This window comes from Roseovarius indicus (assembly GCF_008728195.1).
Taxonomy (GTDB): domain Bacteria; phylum Pseudomonadota; class Alphaproteobacteria; order Rhodobacterales; family Rhodobacteraceae; genus Roseovarius; species Roseovarius indicus.
Map to the genome: position 1 here is coordinate 4391976 of NZ_CP031598.1, position 23612 is coordinate 4415587.

At 65.7% G+C, this 23612-nt stretch carries 16 protein-coding genes; 7 read left to right on the forward strand and 9 right to left on the reverse strand.

Translation table 11 applies throughout. From position 1 onward, the window contains the following. Nucleotides 1-100 precede the first annotated feature (100 nt). The 6 genes from RIdsm_RS21255 to RIdsm_RS21280 all read left to right on the forward strand — a co-directional run bounded on the left by RIdsm_RS21255 (nucleotide 101) and on the right by RIdsm_RS21280 (nucleotide 5536). The gene (locus RIdsm_RS21255) at nucleotides 101-1069 is read left to right on the forward strand and encodes a TRAP transporter substrate-binding protein (protein ID WP_057818349.1); all 969 of its coding nucleotides are present in this window, start codon (nucleotides 101-103) and stop codon (nucleotides 1067-1069) included. A 60-nt stretch (nucleotides 1070-1129) separates the two neighbouring features. Further along, nucleotides 1130-1678, forward strand: a complete 549-nt coding sequence (locus RIdsm_RS21260) for a TRAP transporter small permease (protein ID WP_057818347.1) — start codon at nucleotides 1130-1132, stop codon at nucleotides 1676-1678. A gap of 12 nt (nucleotides 1679-1690) precedes the next feature. Next, entirely contained in the window at nucleotides 1691-2986 is a 1296-nt protein-coding gene (locus RIdsm_RS21265; protein WP_057818345.1) for a TRAP transporter large permease, read from the forward strand. Nucleotides 2987-3051: 65 nt separating this feature from the next. Further along, entirely contained in the window at nucleotides 3052-3738 is a 687-nt protein-coding gene (locus RIdsm_RS21270; protein ID WP_143100473.1) for a 5-oxoprolinase subunit B family protein, read from the forward strand. Next, nucleotides 3735-4766, forward strand: a complete 1032-nt coding sequence (locus tag RIdsm_RS21275; RefSeq protein WP_057818343.1) for a 5-oxoprolinase subunit C family protein — start codon at nucleotides 3735-3737, stop codon at nucleotides 4764-4766. Before RIdsm_RS21270 ends, RIdsm_RS21275 begins: the two co-directional genes overlap by 4 nt. Further along, nucleotides 4763-5536 (forward strand): LamB/YcsF family protein, encoded by a 774-nt coding sequence (locus tag RIdsm_RS21280; RefSeq protein ID WP_057818341.1) that lies wholly within the window; start codon nucleotides 4763-4765, stop codon nucleotides 5534-5536. The genes RIdsm_RS21275 and RIdsm_RS21280 overlap by 4 nt, the downstream gene beginning before the upstream one ends. Here the strand turns inward: RIdsm_RS21280 and RIdsm_RS21285 are convergent. Continuing rightward, nucleotides 5533-6759, reverse strand: coding sequence for a hypothetical protein (locus tag RIdsm_RS21285; protein WP_143100457.1), 1227 nt, complete (start codon nucleotides 6757-6759; stop codon nucleotides 5533-5535). The two genes, RIdsm_RS21280 and RIdsm_RS21285, sit on opposite strands and share 4 nt — an antisense overlap. A gap of 135 nt (nucleotides 6760-6894) precedes the next feature. Here RIdsm_RS21285 and RIdsm_RS21290 point away from each other — a divergent pair, with 135 nt between their 5' ends. Further along, nucleotides 6895-7188, forward strand: coding sequence for a hypothetical protein (locus tag RIdsm_RS21290; RefSeq protein WP_057818337.1), 294 nt, complete (start codon nucleotides 6895-6897; stop codon nucleotides 7186-7188). Nucleotides 7189-7198: 10 nt separating this feature from the next. On the opposite strand, the gene RIdsm_RS21295 is transcribed toward RIdsm_RS21290, so the two are convergent. The 8 genes from RIdsm_RS21295 to RIdsm_RS21330 form a co-directional block, all read right to left on the reverse strand. Further along, nucleotides 7199-7912 carry a ZIP family metal transporter gene (locus tag RIdsm_RS21295; RefSeq protein WP_057818335.1) on the reverse strand — a complete coding sequence of 238 codons (714 nt, stop codon included), beginning with the start codon at nucleotides 7910-7912 and terminating at the stop codon, nucleotides 7199-7201. Between the two features lie 81 nt (nucleotides 7913-7993). After that, entirely contained in the window at nucleotides 7994-16120 is an 8127-nt protein-coding gene (locus RIdsm_RS21300; protein ID WP_057818333.1) for a PASTA domain-containing protein, read from the reverse strand. Continuing rightward, complete coding sequence (locus RIdsm_RS21305; protein ID WP_057818331.1) at nucleotides 16105-19647, reverse strand: SEL1-like repeat protein; 3543 nt, start codon at nucleotides 19645-19647, stop codon at nucleotides 16105-16107. Before RIdsm_RS21305 ends, RIdsm_RS21300 begins: the two co-directional genes overlap by 16 nt. 99 nt (nucleotides 19648-19746) lie before the next feature. Next, complete coding sequence (locus RIdsm_RS21310) at nucleotides 19747-20361, reverse strand: tetratricopeptide repeat-containing protein (protein ID WP_143100456.1); 615 nt, start codon at nucleotides 20359-20361, stop codon at nucleotides 19747-19749. Continuing rightward, nucleotides 20321-21031: an ABC transporter ATP-binding protein gene (locus tag RIdsm_RS21315; RefSeq protein ID WP_057818327.1), complete on the reverse strand. Its 711-nt coding sequence runs from the start codon at nucleotides 21029-21031 to the stop codon at nucleotides 20321-20323. Before RIdsm_RS21315 ends, RIdsm_RS21310 begins: the two co-directional genes overlap by 41 nt. After that, nucleotides 21021-21788 carry an ABC transporter ATP-binding protein gene (locus RIdsm_RS21320; protein WP_057818325.1) on the reverse strand — a complete coding sequence of 256 codons (768 nt, stop codon included), beginning with the start codon at nucleotides 21786-21788 and terminating at the stop codon, nucleotides 21021-21023. The genes RIdsm_RS21315 and RIdsm_RS21320 overlap by 11 nt, the downstream gene beginning before the upstream one ends. Continuing rightward, entirely contained in the window at nucleotides 21785-22738 is a 954-nt protein-coding gene (locus tag RIdsm_RS21325) for a branched-chain amino acid ABC transporter permease (protein ID WP_236553358.1), read from the reverse strand. Before RIdsm_RS21325 ends, RIdsm_RS21320 begins: the two co-directional genes overlap by 4 nt. Beyond that, nucleotides 22731-23600: a branched-chain amino acid ABC transporter permease gene (locus RIdsm_RS21330; RefSeq protein WP_057818321.1), complete on the reverse strand. Its 870-nt coding sequence runs from the start codon at nucleotides 23598-23600 to the stop codon at nucleotides 22731-22733. Before RIdsm_RS21330 ends, RIdsm_RS21325 begins: the two co-directional genes overlap by 8 nt. Nucleotides 23601-23612 lie beyond the last annotated feature (12 nt).

Below are 23612 nucleotides of genomic sequence, written 5' to 3' on the forward strand. Positions count from 1 at the left end.
GGTAAGGCCCACCTGATCGTCATGCGCATAAATAACAAAACGTTGACAATTTACCAACGTTACGTCAGCTTTACGCCATAATCAATCAGGGAGATACAGAATGAAACTGACCAGACTATTCAGCGCAGCCGCCCTCGCAACGGCCGTTGCCCTGCCCGCCAGCGCCGAGACATGGGACATGCCGACCCCCTACCCGGATGCCACCTTCCACACCGTCAACATCAGCGAGTTCGCCTCCGACGTGTCCGAGGCCACCGATGGCGGGCTGGAGATCACCGTGCATTCCGCCGGCTCGCTCTTCAAACACCCCGAGATCAGCAAGGCCGTCCGCAGCGGCCAGGTGCCGATCGGCGAGTTTTTCCTGTCGCTGCTGGCCAACGACAACGCCGTCTTCGGCGCCGACTCGCTGCCCTTCCTCGCCACCAGCTACGACGACGCGCAAAAGCTCTGGGATGCACAGAAGGACGTCATAACCAAGCTGCTCGACGAACAGGGCCTGATGCCGCTCTACGCCGTGCCGTGGCCGCCGCAGGGGCTGTACACCACCAAGGAAATCAACACCGTCGAAGATCTCGCCGGGCTGAAGTTCCGCACCTACAACGCCACGCTGGAAGAGTTCGCCAACCTCGCCGGCGCCGCGCCCACACAGGTGGAAGTGCCCGACATCCCGCAGGCCTTCAGCACTGGCCGGGTCGAGGCGATGATCACCTCGCCCTCCACCGGCGCCAACTCGCAGGCATGGGATTTCCTGTCGCATTACACCGACATCCAGGCGTGGATTCCGAAGAACATCGTCGTCGTGAACAAGCGCTCATTCCAGCGGCTTGACGAGGAAACCCAGCAGGCCGTGCTCGACGCCGCCGCCGAAGCGGAAACCCGCGGCTGGGAGATGAGCAAGAAGGAAACCGACGACCAGACCGCCGTGCTCGAGGAAAACGGCATCACCATCGTCGAACCCTCGGAAGAGCTGATGACCGGCCTGCGCGAGATCGGCGCGCAGATGCTCGAAAACTGGAAGGAAGAAGCCGGCGAAGACGGTGCCGCGCTTCTCGACGCCTACCAGCAGTAACGGCCACCGGCCTGCCGGGCGCCTCCCCGCGCCCGGCCTTCCCCTGACAGGAGAGAGCCCATGAGGACCATCCTGAATACCCTGTACCGCGCGGCGGGCGGGCTGGCGGCCCTGTTCATCATGGCCATCGCCCTGCTGGTCTTCGCCCAGGTCGGCCTCAACCTCGCCGACAAGATATCCGCCGCCATCGCCGGCAAGGGCGTGGGCCTGACAATCCCCTCCTATGCCGACTTCACCGGCTTCTTCCTCGCGGCCTCCACCTTCCTCGGCCTCGCCTACACGCTGCGCGAGGGCGGGCATATCCGGGTGACGCTGATCACCGGCCGCCTCCCCGACGGCGCGCGTCGTGTCACCGAGATCGCGGTCACGGCCATAGCCCTCGCAATGACGGCCTTCGCGACATGGTACGTGATCCAACTGGTGCTGGAATCGCACGAATTCGGCGACAAGAGCTCCGGCATGGTCTCCGTGCCCCTCTGGATCCCGCAGATCCCCGTCGCCCTCGGCCTCGCCATCCTGTCCATCGCGCTCGCCGACGAACTGGTCGCCCTGCTGCGCGGCCGCCCGCCCTCGTGGGAGGGCAAGGGCGAAAACCTTCTCAACGAATAGGATCGCCCAGCCATGACCGTCACCCTGCTCTCCGTCATCCTGCTGATCCTGCTCTTCGCCTTTCTCGGCGCGGGCCTCTGGGTCGCGCTGTCCCTTCTCGGCGTCGGCATCGCGGCCATGGCGCTCTTCTCCAACGCGCCCCTGGGCCTCGTGATGGCCACGACCATGTGGGGCCACAGCAACAACTGGGCCCTCGCCGCCCTGCCGCTCTTCATCTGGATGGGCGAAATCCTCTTCCGCTCGCGCCTGTCCGAGGATATGTTCGCCGGCCTCGCCCCGTGGATGAACCGCCTTCCCGGCCAGCTTCTGCACGTCAACGTCTTCGCCTGCGGGATCTTCGCCGCGGTCTCCGGCTCCTCCGCCGCCACGGCGGCCACCATCGGCAAGCTCTCCATCCCCGAACTCAAGGAACGCGGCTACCCCGAGAAAATGGTGATCGGCACGCTGGCGGGCTCGGCCACGCTGGGCCTCCTGATCCCGCCCTCGATCATCCTCATCGTCTATGGCGTCGCAACCGAGCAATCCATCGCCCGGCTTTTCGTGGCTGGCGTCCTGCCGGGGCTGATGCTGGTGGCGCTCTTCGTGGGCTTCCTCGCCGTCTGGTCCCTGCTCAACCGCCATCGCCTTCCGGATGAATCCGAGAACGTGCCCTTCCGCGAACGCCTGCGCCGCTCTCGCCGGCTGATCCCCGTGCTGCTGCTGATCCTCGGCGTCATCGGGTCGATCTATGCCGGCCTCGCCTCGCCCACCGACGCCGCGGCGGTGGGGGTCGTGCTGGCCCTCATCCTGTCGTGGAGCTCCGGCTCCCTCACCTTCCAGACCTTCAAGGACGGGCTGATGGGCGCGATGGTCACCTCCTGCATGATCGCCTTCATCCTCGCCGGCGCCTCCTTCCTGACCGTGGCGATGGGCTTTACCGGCATCCCGCGCACGCTGGCGGAATGGATCGGCTCGATGGAGCTGTCGACCTTCACCCTGCTCGCCGCCCTCACCATCTTCTTCGTGATCCTCGGCTGCTTCCTCGACGGCATTTCCGTCGTCGTCCTCACCGCCTCGGTCATCATGCCAATGGTGCTCGAGGCCGGGATCGACCCGCTCTGGTTCGGCATCTTCCTCGTCATCGTGGTCGAGATGTCGCAGATCACCCCACCGGTGGGCTTCAACCTCTTCGTCCTGCAATCCCTCACCGGCCGCGACATCCTCAGCGTCGCGGTGGCGGCCCTGCCGTTCTTCTGCCTGATGATCGTGGCGATTATTCTGATCATCATCTTCCCCGAAATCGTCACCTTCCTGCCGGGGCAGATGTGACCGAGACCATCGACGATACAAACACCGACACCGGCCCGCGCATCCGCACCGCCGGGGTCGACGGCATGCTGGTCAGCTTCGGCGACAGCCTGAGCGAACCGGCCAACCGCGCCGCGCTGGCCTTCCGCTCCGAGATCGAACAGCGAGGCTGGGACGGGGTGGAAGAGAGTACCACCTCGCTCGTCTCGACCTACCTGCGCTTCGACCCGCTGCACCTGGGCCATGCCGAGCTGAAACAGAAGCTCGACACCCTGCTGGCAGAGCGCGACTGGTACGACGCGCCGCTGCCCGCCGGCCGCAGCCTCTGGCGCATCCCGGCCGTGTTCTGCACCGACCTCGGCCCACAGCTTGAGCAGGCGGCAGAGGCCGCAGGCCTCACCCCCGAACAAGCCATCAAGGATTTCACTCAGTCCCGCGTGCGCGTCCAGACCATCGGCTTCGCCCCCGGCCAGCCCTACCTGGGCGAATTACCCGAAGCTTGGGACATTCCCCGCCAAAGCACCCTCACCAGCCGCATTCCCGAGGGCGCCCTTGCGGTCGCCATCCGGCAAATGGTGCTCTTCTCCGTCGCCACCCCCACCGGCTGGCAACATATCGGCCAGACCGCCATGCGCCTCTTCCAGCCCGAGGCCGACGAGCCCTTCCTGCTGCGCCCCGGCGACGAGGTGGAGTTCACCCAAATCGATGCCGAAACCCTTTCGAACATGCGAAACGACCCGCATGGCGGGGCCGAGCGGTCAGACCTGCCATGACCGACACCCTGACCATCCACCGCGCCGGGCCGGGCCTGACCCTGCAGGATATGGGCCGCCCCGGCTACCTCGCCCTCGGCCTGTCCCGCGGCGGCGCTGCCGACCGGCTGGCGCTGGCCGAAGGCGCGGCACTCCTCGGCCAATCGACCGACCTGACCGCCATCGAAATGACCGGCATGGGCGGCGAGTTCGAAGCCACCCGCGACACAAGCATCGCCCTCACCGGCGCGCCGATGGCCGCCGCCATCGACGGCACCCGCATCGCCTGGAACGCCAGCCACACCCTGCCCGCCCAGGCCCGCCTGACCATCGGCTCGGCCAGCGAAGGCGTCTACGGCTACCTCCATGTCGGCGGCGGCGTCCATCCGCCCGAACGGCTCGGCGCCCATTCGGCTCATTTGGCCGCGGGCATCGGCGGCCCGCTCGAGGCCGGCAACCGGATCGATCTCGGCCCCGACGACCGCACCACCACCGGCCTGATGCTCCCCAAGGACAGCCGCTTCGCCGGCGGCACCATCCGCATCCTGCCCTCGATCCACACGGACGCCTTCCCGCAAGACCTCTGCACCCGGTTCGAGGACACCGCCTTCACCCGCGACACCCGCGGCAACCGCATGGGCGTGCAACTGAAATGGGAGGGCGACGGCTTCCTCCCCGAGATCGGCCGCAAGATCGTCTCGGAAGTCATCATGCCCGGCGACATCCAGATCATCGGCGACGGCACCCCCTACGTGCTGCTCAGCGAATGCCAGACGACCGGCGGCTACCCCCGCATCGCGACCGTCCTGCCCTGCGACCTGCCCCGCATCGCGCAAGCCCCGGCAGGCGCGCCGCTGAGCTTCCGCTTCGTCACCCTAGAAGACGCGGTCGAGGCCGAGCGCAAGGCGGCACAGGCCGTCGCCGACCTGCCCAAGCGCCGCCAACCCCTGATCCGCGACCCGGCCACCATCCCGAACCTCTTGGCCTACCAGCTCATCTCGGGCATGACGGCGGGCCGCGAGCTTGACCCTGAAGGAGCATGCCAATGACACGAACCGTCGATCTGAACGCCGATATGGGCGAAAGCTTTGGCCCTTGGGTCATGGGCAACGATGCGGCGCTGCTGGATGTCGTGACCTCGGCCAACATCGCCTGTGGCCTGCACGCGGGCGACTGGGACACCATGGCTGAAACCATGAAACGGGCAGTCGCCAACGGCGTGGGCCTCGGCGCCCATCCCGGCTTCCCCGACCTTCAGGGCTTCGGCCGCCGCCGGATGCACATGCCCGCCGCCTCGCTCGCCAACCTCGTCCGCTACCAGGTCGCCGCGGCCGAGGGAATGGCGCGGGCAGCGGGCGGCACCCTCCGGCACCTCAAGCTGCACGGGGCGATGGCCAACATGGCCTCGGAAGACGAGGCCATGGCCCGCGCCTGCTACGAGGCCGCGCTCTCCGTCGCGCCTGACCTCATCGTCATGGTCCTGGCCGGCACCGCACAGGAGAAAGCCGCACGCGCCCTCGGCTGCCCCATCGCGCACGAAATCTTTGCCGACCGCGCCTATAACGACGACGCCACCCTCGTCGACCGCAGCCAGCCCGGCGCCGTTATCCACGACCCTGATCTCGCCGGGCAGCGCATGGTCGAGATGATCCGCGAAGGCGCCATCATCACCGCCAGCGACACGCGGATCGAAACCCGCATCGACACGATCTGCCTGCACGGCGATACGGCCGAAGCGGTCGACATTGCCAGGACCGTCCGGCAAACGCTGAAAGACTCCGGCATCACCCTGCGGCGGTTTCACGACACTCCGGGCTAGTTCACCGGCGGCGACAATACGGCCAACGGCGTGTCGGGCGGATAAGCGGCGATATCGGGCAGCTCGGCCATCAGATCGCAATCCTGACAGGGGTCGACCGCCCGAAAGATAACCCGCGGCGCGGTTCCGGCATATCGCAGGCGGGTCAGCTCCAGCCCACGGGTATGCGGGTTGCCCTCGCCGGCGCGCATGTCCATCAGGCTGCTGAAATCCTGCCACGAGAACGTCTCGACAAGACAGCTGTATTCCCGGCCGGACAAGGCGTCGACGAAACCGCCAGTCGTACCGACATGATCCTCGCCCGCCGCCTCGAACGTCATGCTCTCCGGGCCGGCTTCCAGGTCCGCCGCATCCCCAAGCCCAAGCGCGGCATTCCGGCAGACCGCGTTCAGAAAGGTCTCGCGATCCGGGTCGTAGCCGCCAAAGCTCAGCTGCGTCGGCTCCACCTCGATACCCCAACGGACGGCATCGCCGACCGTCTCGACCCGGGCCATGCCGGGCGCGACGGCACCAATCATCTGCGCCACCCCGTCAGAGGTCAGGAAAAGGGTCTTCTCCGCCACCGCTTGCGTCAGCCACGCGACGCTATCCGCCGCGCCCTGAACCCACGCCGCAAGCTGGCTGTCGTCAACGCTCCCCTCGGGCCGAACCGGCAAAGGCGCCTGCAACCCCAAGACGCCCTCGGGATGCAATAACGCGTTCGGGCGGTTCTCGTAGGCCGGGGTATTCTCGAACCGCAGAAACCGACCGGCCAGAAAGACCAGCGCACAGGCCCCCTCGCACCGGTCTCCCCGCGCAACCGCCGTTGGCACACCGCCCAGGGCCGCCCGCGCGTCGGCGCGCATGTACTGCACGATCTTCTTGGCCTCGGCCACCGACCCGCCGGGACTGTTCAGACAAAGCCGGTGCGTGAAGAAGAAATCGCCGTAATCGACCGCCGGCGACAGGTTGCGAAAGACGATCTCGCGGAAATCGGGATGGTCCGGCAGGATACCTTCGCCGAAATTCTGTTGCAGAACAGATCGCAGACGATCCAGATCACCCTCGGCAATCTCCCCCGTCAGCCGAACAGTGCAGCCCATCTCGCGCATCGGCTCGGTCATGTCGGTTTCAATATCCGCCGCGACCGATGCCGTGGCGACACCACAGACCACGCCCAAAACTCCCAAGGCTCGGAAGATCATCCGCCCCTCCTCCGTCAACGCCCGCTCATCTGCACCCATCCTGCGCCCTGCCCTGCACGCTGGCAAGAAAAAGCGGCCGCCGGACCCCGGCATTCACATTCCGGTTCTCCCACTTGAGTGGCGCCCGCGCCGTGGTATGATGGAGACGCACCACTGGCCTTACGGAGGCAACAGATGCATACCGAACTGAAAACACGCCGCCGCGTTCTGCTCGTCACCTACCGCCGCTATCTCGAAGCCGAGAGGGCGCTGACGGTAGCCCGTCAGGAAATGAAAGCCTGGTTCCCCGCCGCAAGCCGCCCCCTGGATACCGCCATCGGCCAGCCCGGCTCGCGGATCCGGGGCATCTACGACCGCCGCGAGCGGGCGATGCTGCAACTGGCAACGGCGAAAGCCAAGCTCGAACAGGCCCGGCGCCGTCTCGCCGCGAAACGGCCCGCGCCGCTGCAACTGGTCTGGATCAGGTAGCGATCCGCGGTCAGCTCACCAACGCGTGGCCGACCATACCGAGCGAAAAACCCAGCAGCGCCGCCAGGGATGGCGCCTGCTTGTACTTGAGATGCGCTTTCACGGCGATGTCCTGAAATGTCAGGAACAGGATGCCCCCGGCCGCAACCATCATGATCGTGCCGGTCAGGATCGGCCGCTCGGCAAGGAAGAAATACCCCAGCAACACGGCCGCCGGCCCAATCAGCGCCAGCACGAAAAAGATCCGCATCACATGGGCCCTCCGGTGATGCCGCCCGCCCCGCAACTCACGCCAGGCGTTGAACGCTTCGGGCAGGTTCTGGGCCCCGATCAGAAAGGCCAGAAGCGCCGCTTCCGGCGTCCGCGCGGCCATCATCGCCCCGAGTGACGCCGCCTCCGGCACGAAGTCGGTGAGCATCGCGATAAACTGCGCATTCTGCGAGGCCTTCTTGCTTTGCAAGTATTCAAGCAGCGCGAACAGCGCGCCCCCGCCAAAGAACGTCAGCACCGACGCCCAGATCGGCAGCAGGTCCAGCGCCTCGGGCACCAGCACGAAGGCAACCGCCGAAACAAGGATGCCCCCGCCAAACGCGATCACGCTGTGGCGGAACTCCTGCTCGAGCCAGTTGGGCTGGATACGCTCGATACTGGCCAGGTAACCGCCGGCCGGAATCATCAACCCGGCGAACAGGCCATACACAATCGCAAGAAGAACGTCGGGCATCGAAGCGGGCTTTCGAACAGTCGGAATAACGGGCTCGGGGCCGACACTATTCCAATCCCCGGCAGCTTCAAGTGAGCCTGCCTAGTCCGAGCTCTCGGTCATCTCGTCGATCTTCGCCTTGAGCGGCGCCAGAAGCCCGCGGTAATGCGCAGGCGGGTTTTCAAGCGCGCCCACCAACTGGGCCTGAAGCCTGGGCAGGATCGGCGTCATGTCCGGCACGCCGCGCACCATGTCGCCCACCATGGTGATGGTCGCGTCCCCTTCCTGCCCGGTCCCCCTCGCCGAAAGCGTCACCTCCATCCTCGCCCCCGCCGAAGTCGGAGAGATCCGGCCCCTCAGGGTGACCAGCGCCTGGTCCATCCGACGGTCCTCCATGCTCAGGACAAGGCCGCCATCCTCGCCGACACTGGCATCGGCCAATGCGAGGAACGCGGAAAGGCCGCTCTCGTCGTCGGGCAGCTGCAGCGAGATCTCCCCCTCCTCGCTTTGCCGGACGATCATGCCATAGTCGATGCCCTCGAACATCATGTCGATGACGGCAACGCCACCGAACGCCGCAACGCCGATGATCGCCAGCCCGAAACCATCGAGCGCCCCGACGGTAACCGCTTCGCCCAAAGAGCCCAGACCGCTATCGTCCTCCCTGGCCGCCGCTTCCGCCTCCTGCCGCTCGATCTCCTTCTCAAGCTCCTCGGCCATGATGGCGACCCAGCGATGCGCACAGGGCCGCGCCTCGCGACAGGTGATCGCGATGCGCGAGCCTTCCTCCACCGAGACATCGAGCTCCACATGGGTGACCTTGAACGTGCCCACCCATTCCCCCGCGACCGCGAAGGCGCCGGGCTCACCGGTCTCCTCCTCGTCGCCGCCATCGTTTTCGCCGCCGTCGGGTTCGACAGGCTCAGGCACCTCGCCCTCATCCTCCTCGCTCTCTTCCGGCGCCACGCTCGCGGTCACGAAGGTCGTCACGGTCAGCGTCACACCCTGCGTCGCCGGGTCGATCGGCGTGCCGGCCCCCGGGCTCTGTTCCAGCACCCGGTCAGGCTCCTCCCCCTCTTCGGCAGGCCGGCCGGGCACGGTGGTGACGACGATGCGCTCGTCGAGCCCCTTCAGGATCGCCCGCGCCGCCGGTTCGTCCATGCCGGTGACCGGCGGCAAGACGACAAGCCCCTCCGCCGGGTCCTCGTAGGCCGCGAGCGACACCAGCATCCCGCGCGGCACCAGCGAGGGCCGATCGGGGCTGTCATCCGGCAACGGCGCCTGAACGTAGATACGCCCGATATCCTCGTCCCGTTCCGCCACCTTCGGGCGGCTGACCTGAAACGTGAACGTCTCGCCATAGGCCTGCTCCACCTCGTCGACCGTCATGTCGACGAGGTCCGGCATCGGGATCAGGTCAAGGAACGGCTCGAACTTCAGAACCCCCATATCGAGCGTCACCGTACCGGCGCCCGCCCTGTCCGGCGCGGCGGCAGACACCGAGCCCTTGAAGCTGTTCATCCCGATCCGGGTCTTGCCCGACACCATCAGCGGCGCCCCGACCGGCACCGGGAATGAAAGATCGAACAGGAACGGCCTTCCGACGATCTCCTCCCAGTCATCCATGACCGGCTTGGCGCGAAAGCCGGTGCCGAATTGCCCGCGCGGCGCCTCGTCCGCAAAGCGCGCATCGCCAAAAGCGCTGGTTCCCGACAGCCTCAGACTTCCCGGCTGGTAGAACGGCAGGCGGATGACAATCGGGTCGGGGTCTGTCGGGTTGAGCGGATCGTCGACGATATCGGCACCGATCTTCACCGTTTCGGTCAGGTCGCCATCGGGCGTGGCATAGCTTACCAGCAACGCGCGCTCTTGCTTGCGGCCACGAAACGAGGTCCGGATCGTGAAACGTCCATTGACCTCCTCGAAGGCCGACCCGTCAAGCGTGACCCGCGCCGCGCCCGGATCAAGCAGGGTCCGCCCCGTCCAGTCCTTCAGCGTCACGGTCAGCTGAAACGTCTTGGCCCGCAGCACCTCGACACTCAGATCACCAAGATTAAGACGCCCGCCCTCGGGCAAGGCCGCTCTGCCCGGGATCGCCGCGGTCAGATAGGTCTCGACCTCGTCATCGGCATAGAGCAGCACCTCCATCGACAGCCCGTTCGCCAAGGCCACGGGCTCCGCATTGGCAAAACCGAACCCCGCCCGCCTCAGCACGGCGCCGCTATCCGGCAAGAGGTTCGACCAGATCTGCCCGCCGGCGATGCCGCCAAACCCTTCCATGTCCTCCGGCACCACGAACCGCCCGGTCACGTCGAGATTGCCCCGGGCATAGGCCGGGATCTCCACCTCAAGCTCAAGCCCGCCAACGTGCTCCGCCACCGAGAACGCCACCGGCTCCGACGTGCCGCGCGCCGTGCCACCGACAACCGTCATCTCGGCCGTGCCGGTCAACGCATCACCATCCTCGAGGTCCAGCGCCACCGGCCACGGGCCGGCATGGCTGTCATCTCCAACATGAACCCGGCTTTGCTCAGGCGTCACCTCGGCGCCAGAGGCATCCTTGGCGACGAGCGAAACCGGCACAGCCTCGGCCCGCGGAAGCACGATCTTGACCGGCGCCTTCAATCCGAACACGCCCGGCTCCATGGCAACCGATGTAACGGTATCGCTTTCGATCAGCTCAGCCGTCGCGGCATGCGGCGACGGGAAGAAGAAACCCGCCGTCTCGAGATTTCTGGCCGCCTCGGATGGCAGGTTCAGCTTCGGCGGCACCGGCTCGGTGTTCAGCATGATCTGCGAGAGCGTCCCGCAAAGCTGTGCCCGGAACAGCCCGGCCCCGTGCAAGGTCAGGATCGGATGCCGGTCGGCCTGCGCCGGCAGGTCCGCGGTTTCGCTCACCAGCTTCCGCCACGGCCGCCCGCCCACATGCAGCTCCACCTTCTCGCCCTGCGCGGTATCGATCTCCCCCCCGGTGACCTCGAGCGCCCCGCGCAACTCGGCCGGGGCAACCTCGAATTTCAGGTCCGCGCGCGCCAGCGGCACGTCATGCCGGCTCACCGCCACCGCCCGCAGGTAGAACACCCCAGGGCTGACCAGCGGCAGGTGCAGCGCATGATCCTCATCCCCGGGCAGAACGGCCACCCGCGCCTCGTAATCGCCATCCGTCCGCGACGCATCGCAGGTCATCAGCGGCGGCACATGGGCGGCCCCCGCCTCTTCCGGCAGAAGCGCAGGCGGAAACGCGATGTCGCGCTCCGGATCAACCCCGATCCGCTGAACCGGGCCCGAGAAATCGTGGTTCCGGGCGACCTCCCAATATACCCTATCGATCCACGCCGTCAGATCATCGGGCGTGACCACCGGCATCCCCTCACCCGTTCGCGGTTTGGCGGCAAAGCTCCTCTCGACGGTATTGCCGACAAAATGTGCGCTCAGGCCATCTCCCGCGACGTCGATCTCGAACAGGTCACCCGTCAAGGCAATCAGCTCCCCGGCGGACAGGATGAAGCCATCACCTGCCGCCTTCAGCTCATCGACCGACGCAATCTCCGGCGCCTTCCCCTCCGGCCCGTCCGCCTTCAGCTCCTTGCCCACTGCGGCCAGCTCCACCTCGCCCACGCGCGGGCCCTGCGCCGCGACGCGCTGCACCTTGTTGGCCTGAAACGCCTGCCGAAGGATCCGCGGGAACAGCGGATGCGCCGCGGCCAGCTCGTCGGTGTTCATCCCGACCATGACCTCGAAACGCGCCGTCTCATCCGAGTAGATCGGCGTGATCCGCGAGATCATCCACTGCTTGTCGTCCAGAAGCGTCGTCTGCATCGGCGCGATTCGCTCGCCCACCCCGTCACGCGCATCGTCCAGCGCCTGTCTATAGCTCGTCTCCCATTCCCGCAGCGCCGCCCCGACCGAGCCGTCGGAGGCAAAACTCAGGTCACCCACGTTGAGCGAGCTCAGCAACTCGTTCTCGGCACTGCCGCTGTACATGTCTTCCGTCCACGCGCCGTCCGGGAAGAGGTGATCCTCGACCTTCCCGTACCTGCCGCCGGGCGGGTCGAACCCGCCCACGCCCATGATCGCCACATGCACTGGCGCGATCCTGTAGCCCTCGGCCCGGGCCACGAATTTCTCGAACTTGGCGACACGTTTCAGTACCTTGTCGAACCCGTCCTCGTACTTGCCGACCATATCGGTGATATCCGCCAGCATGGTTTCGACCCTGGTCTGCAAAAGCGTCTGGCTTTTCCGCAAAAACTCCGTCTCGTCGCCCTGCTCGCCCATCAACGCGGCCCGGCCCGAACTGGGCGCACTGCCGGGATCGAGCGTGAACAACTGCCGGGCAACCGCCCGCCCGAGAATGTCATCGGGCACGTTGTCAGGCGTCTGTTCGCCCTCGAACCACGCGATCAGGTCACGCAGGTCGCGGCGCGGGTTGGCGGTGGCCCCGAGATAGTGATCGTAGATCGCCAGCTTCTGATCGTCCGGATAGGGCGCTCCCTCCAACTCCTCCGGGTACGGCTGGTAAGACGCGGCGAAGACCGGCCACACCTTCGCATCGAGCGCCCGCATCCGCCGGTCGAGCGAGGCCAGCCGCCCGGCCACATCACCGATATCGATGCCCTCGTAATCGTTCTTCTGGGCCTGCAACGCCGCCTGCCGGATCCACTCGTCCATCAGCACGCATTCCATCAGGTATTGCCGCCGCACCCAGTAATCGCTCGCCATGTAACCCAGCATCTTGCGCCCGCCTTCGTGCAACGACCGCCAGACACCGGCATGGATCCACATGTTGTCGCTGTCTCTCGGCCGGTCGGCGAAGTCCGACGGCTTCATCCGCACCTCGATGGGCTCACGAAGCACGAAGGACGCATCCTCCGGCGTCGGCGGATAGATCCCGTGGCTTTCCAACCGCGCCGCCGTCCACTCGCTGCCGTCGTCGAAGAAGAACCGGCGCAGCCCGTCGAAATACTCCCACCCCGTCATCGCGTTGATGGCATCGCGGTTGGCCAGCAGCAGCGGATCGGTCTGTTCAAGGCCGGACGTCTTGAAGAGCGTCAGCGCGGCCTCGCGCGGCGTCACATAGGTGGTCTCGGCCGCAGGCTCGCAAACCTTGCCGTTGATCCGCTTGCACAACGGCACACCCTGCTCCTGAAACGCCGGAATGATGCGGATCGCTTCCTCGACCCCCACAGACTTTGTCTTCGCCCTGCTGTCCCGCGCCAGCGCCGACTGCCCCCGCAAGACGCATTGCCCTTTCCGCGCCTCGGCATTCTCGGGGATCACCAGCTCGCCAAGGTGCAACGCCGTCAGCTTCGGCGGCGTGCCATCCTCCGGAAACTCCCATTCCCCGTTGCGGGCGAGCAACTGAACCATGTCCGACGTCGCCATCGACGTCGCATATTTCGTGGCGCCCCACTTGTACATCGCATGCAGGGTCATCGCCGTCGCCACATGCGGCTGCCAGACCGCCAGCAGGTCGGTCACGACTGCACCGTAAAGCGCCTCCTGCGACTCCGGGGTCTGAAAGGCGCTGCCCGCCCCTTTCAGCGCCGCACCCGCCGTGCCGCCGAATTTGCCCAGCCGCGAATTCGACCCCAGCGCGTCGTCGATCGTCTGCGCCCAGCGGTTGTCTGGGAACTGCTCGGCCAGCTTCGGCAAAAGCCCGTAGGCATCCGACGCCATCGTCGCCAGCGCACGCGCCCGGTCGGCGTCGGTCTGATCGGGACTGCCCAGCGTGAAGGAATGAAGAGTGCTGGCGAAACTGGCCATGGCCTCGACATCGCCCTTGATCCCCCAGACCTTCGTCGCGAACTCGGCCCCCCGCACGGTTTCCATCCACAACACCTGCCCGGTGCTGATCGTACCGTCGAGAAGACTGGTGCCGTTGATCTGCTTGGTGACGGTGTTGCCGTCGGAATCCGTCATCGTCACGTAATGCGTCGTCGACGCCGCCCGCTCGAACAGCCTGGAAAAGGCCAGATAGGCATCGATGGCCTTGTCGGAATAGCTCTGCCGCGGCGCCTCGCCATCCGGCAGCGGCGCGGTGGGCACCCGGTATTCCGGCCCGTTGAAATACGCCGCCAGCCGCTCGCCGAACTGCGCATCGCTCCAGCCAAGCTTCTGCCCCAGCCACATGATCCGCTTGAAATCGTTGCCGATATCCGCGGGCCGCCAGATCTGGTCCACCTCCTGAACCTTGGGCCAGCCGCCTTCCGACTCGGGCAACAGCCAGTATTTCCGCCGTGTCACCTCGCCCTGAAGGATCTTGTTGAGATAGCCATGCAGGTCGGGCTCCCCAAGATCGACCAGATGCTTGCTGATCCGCTCGCCCAGATCGCTGTTGGCCAGCGTGGCAAACCGGGCCAGCCCATCGGCATCCTCGCGGATATCCGTTCCCACGGCCCGGGCCCGCTCGGCCCCGCGTTCCAGAACCGGCAGCAATTGCAGGCGCAGCTCTGCACTGACCTGCCCCTCGCCCTGCGGCTTCAGGAAATCGCTCTCGACGAAGGCCGCGATATCGGCGGCCATGTTCTGAGCGACATCGGCGGGCAGGTTGGCATAGCCGTTGGCATAAGCGTTGATCGAGGTCTCGAAGGCGACATAGGGGTCATCCTCGCCCGCATTCGCCCCCCGCCGCCGCCCCGCCTCCGCAAGGATCCCTGCAAAATCCAGCGGAGCCTCAAGCCGCGCCTTCAACGTGCGCGCGGCGCTATCCTGCTGCAGGATCTTCGTCGCGCTCTCGGCCAGTTGCTCGAGATGCTTGCGCTGACCGGTGATCATCATCGCCTGGTTGAGGTCTTTCAGCTTGGCAATCGCCTGGTCCTTGCCGCCCGCCGCCTCGATGGCCTCCATCTTCGCATCCGCGCTCTCCGCATTTCGGATATCGCGGGCCAACGCCTCAAGCGTGTCGAACTCCGCCGCCGAAATCGGCCGGATCCCGGGGCTGTTCGCCGCAAGGTTCCGCAGCTCTTCCGGCGACAGGTTGACCGACGACCACCAGTCGATCATCCGCTCGGAATACTTGGCGAGACTGTCGAGATCGCCGTCATGGGTTACGAAGATCTGCCGGTAATTCGTGGCCATCCAACCAAACGGGTCCTTCACCCCCTTGGGAAAGACATCCGCGCCGGTGATATCCTTCAGCACGCCCTCGGTCGCGCTTTCCCGGTAAGTCTTGGTCGAGCCGTCGGCCAGGGGCTCGGACACGTTCTCGGTGACATATCCTTTCTTCATGCCCCACGCATGAAGCTGCTCCTCGGCATAAAGCCCGTTGTACTTCTCCGGATCGGCATGCACCCACGCGCCAAGGAAATGCAGCCTGGTCAGGTCGATGGGTGCTTCCCACCCCTTGGCATTGCGCTTCGCCTCTTCGCCCATGATGTTGTAGGCCTGCGTCGGCGACAGGAACTCCACCATCATCACGTCGGGCGCGACCGACCCTGCCCCGCCGCGCACGGCCTTGCGCTCGTCCGGGTCGAGCCTTCCCAATTCGTCCGCCGTGATCTCGGCAAAGATCGTCGCGGCGGCCTTGCCGTTCAGCCGTTCATTGGCCAGCGGGTCGGCCTTCCTTGCCGCCTCGCTGGCCCAGTTCGTCACGTCGTCATCGGCATTGAGCAGCTTGGCATCGATGTAGGTCTGATCGACCGGCATACCGGTGAACGTGGTCGTCCTGCCATCGTCGAACGGGTCGCGGAATGTCCACTCGCCGTCCATCGGCCGGCCCGCGGCGACCCATTGCTGCCACTGCGCGAACCGCAACCCGGTCGAGCCCACCCGCAACGACACCGCGATCCCGCCGGAAGATGCGGCCTCGGAATGAATTCTCTTGTTGGTCCGCAAAACCAGTTCGTACTTGGCGGCATCAGCCATCAGGAAGGCGTTTCGCGCCTCCTGCGCCAAGGTCCGGCGGAACAGGTCGTTCTTCTTGTCGGTGAATGTCGGGAAATGCGACAGCAGCGCAATCGCCGACCCCATCGACGGCTTTTCCTGCGCCAGCCGAAGCGCGCCCAGCGCCGCCTGCTGATCCGCCGACAGGTCACCGGCCGTCTGGCCCTGCGTCAGCACCCCGGCCGAGCGAAGCGCCGCTTCATAATCCGACGCCGCCTGCGGCGGCGGCGGCGCGAAGATGTCATAGCCCTGCGCCCCGGCGGGCGCGGCAAGGATCGTCAGCAGCGCGAGACAGGCAAGGCAGTGCGCCAGCCCGGCGATATGCCGGCCTATCCGCACCGGCACAGCGCCTTCATCGCCTTGACGGACGCCGGCCCGATGGCCCCGTCGATCGGCCCGTCGTAATGGCCACCATTCTTGAGCCGCTGCTGCAACTCCCGCGCCGTCGCGGCGTTCCAGGCCTGCGCGTTGCGGGACACGGGCCACGGCTCGCCCAGCCGCAATCCCTTGTAGTAATGTCGCGCCGCAGCGTTAGGGTCGCGCACCGAGGCGACGGTTTCGTAGATATAGCCCAGGTAAACTTCCGTGAGGCCATCCTCTTTCTTCGCCACCTCCTTCAGGCGATCGAGCCCGACCTTCAGGCTTTTCGTGGTGCCCTCACCGAAACACAGCATCCAGCCGGATTCCCGAAGCCCCCTGCGGCTTTTCCGGTTCGCGGCGCGGTTGAAATAGGTAAAGGCCTTCTTTTCATCCTTGGCGGTGCCGATCCCTGAACGGTACATGTACCCGAGTTCGACCATCGCCTCGGCCTGGCCGTCCGCCACGGCCAGGTTGAACAGGCGCATCGCCTCGGCCTCGTTCTTGGGAAGCCCCTTGCCATAGCGATAGGCCGACCCGAGATAGTACTCCGCCAGCCCGTCCCCCTTGGCCACGCCCCGGCGGTAATAGCTGATCGCCTTGGCCTTGTTCTCCGGCACCGCCACGCCGTACATGTAGAAATAGCCCAGGTCCGCCAGCGCCCGGGAACTGCCGTTATCGACCGCCTTGTGGTAATACTCGGCCGCCTTCGACTGGTTCACCCCCGCAAGATCGTCGCCCCAGCGATAGGCCTGGGCAAGCCGTTCGGCCGCATAGGCATGCCCCGCCTCGGCGGCATCGATGTAAAGCTTCCGGGCGACGAAACGGTTTGCCGAACCGCCGATCCCGTACAGGTACATGCGCGCCAGTTCGACCTTGGCCTCGACATGCCCCTGATCGCTTGCCTTGGTGAAATAGGTCCGCGCCGCCTTGGTGTCGTAGGTGACCCCCTTGCCATTGCGCAGGGCCATGGCCAGCCGGAATTGCGCCTCGGCCATGCCGCCATCGGCGGCCACGCGAAAGGCCTCGGCCGCCTTCTTGTCACTCTTCAGAACTCCCTTGCCGGCCTGGTACCGTTCTCCAAGCAGAAAGGCGGCCTCGGCATCTCCGGCCGCAAAGCCCCTCTGCAGGAACCGCACCGCCTTGATCTCGTCGCGCAGGTGCAACGGACCTTCCGAATGGATCACGGCAAGACCAAGGTTCGCGCGCACATAGCCAAGGTCGGACGCCACCGCATAGGCCTTGGCCGCTTCACCGAACGCCTCGAGCTTGTGCATCGTCCGGCCATAGTGGAACTGAACCGCCGCGTTTTCGGGGTAGAGGCCGGCGGCCAGCGTACAGGCTGCCTTTGCGGCCTCGGCATCAAAATCCTCCCAGGCAGCCCCCTTCGCATCATACGGGTTCTGGGTATCCCCATCACCGGCCGCGCGGCGCACGCATTTCTGCATCACCCCGCTGCTTTCCGGTTTGAGCAGGGCCGCGTTGATCCGGCGCAGGCGCGGCACCACCTCGACCCACGAGGGCTGCATCGCCTCGGACCATGCCCTGTCCTGGCCGACGACAAGCAAACCGCCGTCATGCGTCGACCCGAGAGCCGAGACATGCTCCTCCTGCTTGTCGCCGAACACCCGGCGGCTCACTTCCTTGCCGGCCGCGTCGTACCAGGTGATCCAGGCCACCGAATTGTCGTAGTCGTCCTTGATCCCGGCCGAGCCCGCCACGGCATATCCGCCATCCTCGAACACCTCGAGGTTGTAGGCGTACTGCTTCTGCCCGATACCGGCCGAAACCCTTGGCGCCTTGGTGCCATCGGCATCGACCCGGACGGCATAATTCTTCTCGTCGCGCGTGTAGATGGCCAGCACGTCGCCATCCGGCAGGGCCTCGAGATCGCCGGGATAAAGGTCTTGACCGGTATTGAGATCGCGGTGCCAGACCATCTCGCCATCCAGCGTGTATTTCCGAAGCCAGACCGTCGACTCCTTGAAAAGATCCTTGTCCCTTTCGGGGTCCCACATGCGCCCCAGCACGAAAATATGCCCGCCCGACCCCACGACCCGGATCGCCGCCATGGAAAACTCGGCCTCGAGTTCATGCCGCCAAACCGGCGCGCCCTCGGCATCGAACCGCATCAGGAAGGTGGCACTCACCTTCTCGCTCTCGCGGGTCTCGCTGACCAGCGCGGCGCCGCCATCCTCCAGCGGGGCCAGGCCGGCATAGGGCCAGCCCTGCGTGCCGGCCTCGATCTCGTGGTCCGATACAGGGTTGCCGTCCATGTCGAAAACGCGCGCCCGCATGAGCGGCGGCTCGTCTCCGTTGTCGGTCTTCACCTCGGACAGCATAAGGTTGCCGCTCCCCAACAGGACAAGATCGGTAAAGCCGGTGAACTCGTGGTCGGATGGCTCCGACACCTGCCACAGACGCTTGCCATCCGCATCATACCGGGCGACCCATGCCAGATCCCTGTTTTCGGCCTCATCGGTCGTAATCCCGGCAAAGACGAACCCGCCCGTCGGCAACTCCATCGCCTTCCATACCGCGGCCCCGCTGCCGTCGTCCTTGCGGAGCTGGAACCGCAGGGCGCGGGTCGGCGGAAGCTCGGGCGGCGGCGTCACCACCGGCTGCGCCTCGGGCGGCTTGGCAACCGCCACCGAGGTCTGACCTTTCAGCCGCTCGATCCGCAACGTGGCCAGCGTGACGAACACCGACTCAGGGAACGCCGCGACAAAGGCCTCCAACTCCTCGGGCGACGTGCTGTTCTTCACGTCGTTCCAGAACACCAGTTCCAGGTCGTTCGTCGCCTGTGCGGTGGCAGCCGGCCGGGCCTCGTCACCCGCAGATAGCGCGGCAGAGGCAGGCTCCGCCGGCTTGTCGGGCTCGGTCGCCTTGTCCTCGGCCACATCCGACAACCCCACATCACCCGCCTCGCTCCCGCTATCGTCCCGCGCGACGGTCTCCGCCTGCTCCCGGCTGCGATCGGCGGCGTCAGTGGCGCCGATCTGGCGCAGGGCATCCGCCATGAGGGTATTCGCCGCGGCATTGTCCGGTTGCAGCGTGATGGCCAGCCCCGCATCGGCCAGCGCGGTTTCCGCCTCACCCCCCGCAACCGCAAGCTCTGCCCGCAAAAGAAGGCTGTCCACGTGCTGCGGATCGAGATCGAGCGCCCGGCCGACCGCCTCCATGGCGTCTTCCGGTCGATCAAGCGCCTTCAGCGCCAGCGCCCTGCGGTAATGGTGCAACGTCGACGCGGCATCGAACTGGCTCAACGCATCCAGATCGGCGAGAGCCCCCGCGTGATCCGACACATCCAGCCTGTGCCCCGCCCGGGCCCGGCGATAGGCAGCAACCTCCGACGGGGTCAGGTTGGAGGGGTCGGCCAACCGAGCATCACAGGCCGCCACCCCCTCGGCACCGCTGCCGTCGAGACAGGGCCTCTCCTGCGCCTCCAAATGAAACGGTGCGCAGATGGAATACAGGAATATGGCGCCAGCAATATGCGCAACATACCAATTCATCGGACATCCCCCGAGAATCGATATTACCCCAGAAAGCCGATTTCTCATATCTGCGCCGCAGCATGGCGGTGCCGCGAACGGAACAGGACCCGATGAAGCTCAGCCTTTCGGCGCGTCCGGCATCAACAGGCAAGCCGACAGCACACGACGCGTATCGTCGAAAATGTTGGGCTTTTCCCCGCGCCAACGCCCGAAGTGCCGATGACCGGCCGGCGGGCCCTCCCCGGCGATGCCTTCCATCGTTTCGCGCGTCTCCTCGGCGAATTTCCGGCAACGCGTGCGCAGGTTGTCGTGGAAGGTCTCCCGGTGGCGCACCTCCATCCGAAGGTGAAACAGCGAGCTTCGCGCCCGTGGCCGGATCTCGACCCCGTCGATAAACGCCCCGACCCCGGCCCATTCATCAATCGCCCGCCTGATCTGCGCCTTTGCCTTGGCCGCTCTGCCCCGCTGCATATGAACACGCGCCAGGGCCGCCGGTGCCGTGGCCCGCCGCGGATCGCCCTCGTCGAAACTCATCGTCGCGATCCGGTCGCCCAGCCCGAACAGCCAGCGCGCCCGCATCACGCGCCCTTCGTCCCACGCCCGGTTGCCGGCCTCCATCACCCGTTCCCAAACCAACTCGGAGCGCCGCCATCCGGCCTCGCGTGCCAGGCGCATTTCGGTATCGCCGCGCTCAAATCCCCAGATATGCCGCACGGACATGGTCGTTCTCATGTAGCTCACTTGCCGGTCCATTCAGGTTGCAATTTCCGGTTTCGAGGACATAGGCGTGATCGGCCAGCTCAAGCGCCAGTTCGGCGTTCTGCTCGACCAGCACGACGGCCAGCCCCTGCTGCTGGTTGATCTCGCGGATGATCTCGGCGATCTCGTCGACGATGACGGGGGCAAGGCCCATCGACGGCTCGTCCATCAACAAAAGCCGCGGCTTCGACATCAGCGCCCGGCCGATGGCCAGCATCTGCTGTTCGCCGCCCGACAGGGTCTGCGCCCGCTGCCCGCGCCGTTCCTGCAGACGGGGGAATTTCCGGTAGACCGTGGACAGGTCGAACTCGATCCCGGCCGTGTCCTTCCGCAGGAAGGCGCCCGTGCGCAGGTTCTCCTCGACCGTCATGTCGGGGAAGATGCGTCGGCCTTCCGGCACATGGGCGATCCCGTGGGCGACGACCTTGCTGGCCGGCAGCCCATCGATGCGCTTGCCCTCGAAGGTGATCTCGCCCGCCGTCACCGGCAGCATCCCCGACATGGCGCGCAGGGTGGTGGTCTTGCCCGCCCCGTTCCCGCCGATGATGGTGACGATCTGGCCCTTGTCCACGGTCATCGAGATGTCTCGGATGGCGGTGATCTTGCCATAGGCGGCCGACACGCCCTTCAGTTCAAGCAACATTGCGCGACCCTCCGAGATAGGCCTCGATCACGTCGGGGTGGTTGCGGATCTCGTCGGGCCCGCCCTCGGCCAGGAACTTGCCGAAGCTCATGCATGTGATGGTGTCACAGAGGCCCATGATCGCCTGCATGTCATGTTCGACGATCAGGATGGTGATGCCCTCGTGGCTGAGCTTTTCCATGAGGTCCATCATGCGGCGGGTCTCTTCGGGGTTCATGCCGGTGAAGGGCTCATCCAACAGCATCACGTCGGGGTGGCTGGCATAGGCCACCGCCAACCCAAGCGCCCGCTGGTGGCCATGCGACAGGTCGCCGGCGCGTTCCCCTTTCAAGTGGTCGATACCGAAGAACTCCAGCGCCTCCATCGCCCGGGCCTGTGCGCCCCGCCTGTCTTCCTTGTCCCAGCCAATGATGGCAGCGAAGATGTTGGGGCGGAAGGGCATATGCGTGCCGACAAGGGCGTTTTCCATCACAGTCAGCTCGGCAAAAAGCGTCGAGTGCTGGAAGGTGCGCACCACGCCGCGGCGGGCGACCTCGTGCATCTTCAGTCCGGATATATCCTCGCCCCGCAGCAGAACCTGCCCGCCGCTGGGCTTGTAGAAGCCCGAGATCATGTTGAACGTGGTGGTCTTGCCCGCCCCGTTCGGCCCGATCAGCCCGTGGATTTCTCCGTGCTTCACCGTGAAGCCGAGGTGGTCGACGGCGGTCAGCCCGCCGAAGCGCATGGTCAGATCCTTGACTTCGAGAAGGGCGGTCATGACTTGGCCTCCTTGCGGGTGAATTTCTGCACGAGGCTTTCAAGACCATTGGGCAGGAACAGGATCGAGGCGATGAGGATGGCGCCGTAGATGAGCGGGCGCAGCTGCTCGAAGCCCATCTCGCGCAGCACGATCTCGTTCAGCACGGTCAGCAACACGCAGCCGAGGATCGGCCCGTAGAAGGTGCCTGTGCCGCCGACGATGGCCCAGGTGAGCACGAAGACCATCACCTCGACATCGAAGCTGTTGGGGTTGATGGTGCCGACGTAATGCGCCATGAGCGCGCCGCCGATCCCGGCAAAGCCGGAGGCGATGGCGAAGGCCAGCGTGCGGTAGGCGCGCAGGTTCACGCCCGACGCCTCGGCCAGCTTGTCCTGCCAGTGGACGGCGTGGAAGGTCAGGCCGACGGGGCTTTTCTCGATCCGCCAAAGGATCCAGAGGCAGAAGATCACGATGGTGCCGGCGAAGTAGTAGTAGCTGACCGGTTCGAAGAAATCGAAATCGTAGATGCCGATGGAGAAGTCGGGCATCGGGTCGATCCCCTTGATGCCCTTTGGCCCGCCGAAGGGTTCGCGGAAGCGTTTCCACAGAAGGCGGATGATCTCGCCCGCCGCGAAGCTGCCGATGAGGAAGTAGAACCCCTTCATGCGGAAGAGCGGGAAGCTGAGCAGGATGGCGATGAGGGCGGCGGTGATGCCACCCAGCAGCATCGAGACAGGCACGAAGACGCCGAATTCCTTGGTGTAGAGCGCGCTGGCATAGGCGCCGACGCCCATGATCACCACGTGGCCGAGCGACCATTCGCCGGTCAGCGTGAGCAGGCGATAGGTGCTGACCAGAAGCACGTTGATGGTCAGGAAGACGAGGATTTCCTGCTGCGAGAAGCTGAGCCCGTGGGGGAGCAGGATGAGGGCGACAAGGGCGATGGGCCAGAGGAGGTATTTAAGCACGATCCGCACTCCCGAACAGGCCGGTCGGCTTGACGATCAGCACCAGCAGCATGAGCGACAGCCCGACGATATCGGCGATCACCCCGTCATAGAAGGTGGTGACGAAGGTGTGCACGACCGCGTAGACGACCGATGCCAGCACCGCCCCTTCGAGGCTGCCGACCCCGCCGACGATGATGACGATGAAGGCGGTGACGATGACCGAGTGGCCCATATGCGGGTTGACCGACACGAGCGGCGCGGTCAGCGCCCCGGCAATGCCCGCGAGGCCTGCGCCGATGAACATGGCGATGCGGGCGGTCTGGTTGATCGAGATGCCCTGAAGCTCGGCCGCCTCCGGGTCTTGCGCCGAGGCGCGCAGGGCCCAGCCGAATTTCGTGCGCTTAAGGAAGTACCAGAGCGCACCCAGAAGGACGATGGCGGCGATGATCACGAAGAGGCGCGAGAGCGGCAGGCGGACCTTGTCGGAAAACACGATCACCTCCTGCGTCACCGGCGGGATATGCTCCATCCGGACGCCGTAGCCGAGGACGGCCAGCGCCTGCAGGATCATCAGAAACCCGATCGAGGCGACAAGCCCGCCCAGCGGATTTTCCCGTAACGGCCGGAAAAGGGCCCGTTCCATCAGCAGGCCCAAACAGCCCACGAAGACCAGCCCCAGCGCCACCGCGACAAGGAACGGGAGATGGAGGTCGGCATAGAACGTCACAACCGCGTAGGCGCCGGCCATGAACAGCTCGCCATGAGCGAAGTTGATCACGCCCATGACACCGAAGATCAGGACCAGCCCCACCGCCACCAGCGAGATATAGCTCGCGGCATAGACGGCGTTCAGGCAGGTCTGCGCCAGTAATTCAATCATCAGGGTATGTCT

Excerpts from the sequence above, each read along its gene's own strand:
- RIdsm_RS21320 (WP_057818325.1), bottom strand. The coding sequence starts at position 21,788 with ATGACCGCCCTTCTCGAAGTCAAGGATCTGACCATGCGCTTCGGCGGG.
- RIdsm_RS21285 (WP_143100457.1), bottom strand. The coding sequence starts at position 6,759 with ATGGGTGCAGATGAGCGGGCGTTGACGGAGGAGGGGCGGATGATCTTC.
- RIdsm_RS21280 (WP_057818341.1), top strand. The coding sequence starts at position 4,763 with ATGACACGAACCGTCGATCTGAACGCCGATATGGGCGAAAGCTTTGGC.
- RIdsm_RS21305 (WP_057818331.1), bottom strand. The coding sequence starts at position 19,647 with ATGAATTGGTATGTTGCGCATATTGCTGGCGCCATATTCCTGTATTCC.
- RIdsm_RS21275 (WP_057818343.1), top strand. The coding sequence starts at position 3,735 with ATGACCGACACCCTGACCATCCACCGCGCCGGGCCGGGCCTGACCCTG.
- RIdsm_RS21255 (WP_057818349.1), top strand. The coding sequence starts at position 101 with ATGAAACTGACCAGACTATTCAGCGCAGCCGCCCTCGCAACGGCCGTT.
- RIdsm_RS21315 (WP_057818327.1), bottom strand. The coding sequence starts at position 21,031 with ATGTTGCTTGAACTGAAGGGCGTGTCGGCCGCCTATGGCAAGATCACC.
- RIdsm_RS21290 (WP_057818337.1), top strand. The coding sequence starts at position 6,895 with ATGCATACCGAACTGAAAACACGCCGCCGCGTTCTGCTCGTCACCTAC.
- RIdsm_RS21330 (WP_057818321.1), bottom strand. The coding sequence starts at position 23,600 with ATGATTGAATTACTGGCGCAGACCTGCCTGAACGCCGTCTATGCCGCG.
- RIdsm_RS21270 (WP_143100473.1), top strand. The coding sequence starts at position 3,052 with ATGCTGGTCAGCTTCGGCGACAGCCTGAGCGAACCGGCCAACCGCGCC.
- RIdsm_RS21295 (WP_057818335.1), bottom strand. The coding sequence starts at position 7,912 with ATGCCCGACGTTCTTCTTGCGATTGTGTATGGCCTGTTCGCCGGGTTG.
- RIdsm_RS21310 (WP_143100456.1), bottom strand. The coding sequence starts at position 20,361 with ATGAGAACGACCATGTCCGTGCGGCATATCTGGGGATTTGAGCGCGGC.
- RIdsm_RS21260 (WP_057818347.1), top strand. The coding sequence starts at position 1,130 with ATGAGGACCATCCTGAATACCCTGTACCGCGCGGCGGGCGGGCTGGCG.
- RIdsm_RS21265 (WP_057818345.1), top strand. The coding sequence starts at position 1,691 with ATGACCGTCACCCTGCTCTCCGTCATCCTGCTGATCCTGCTCTTCGCC.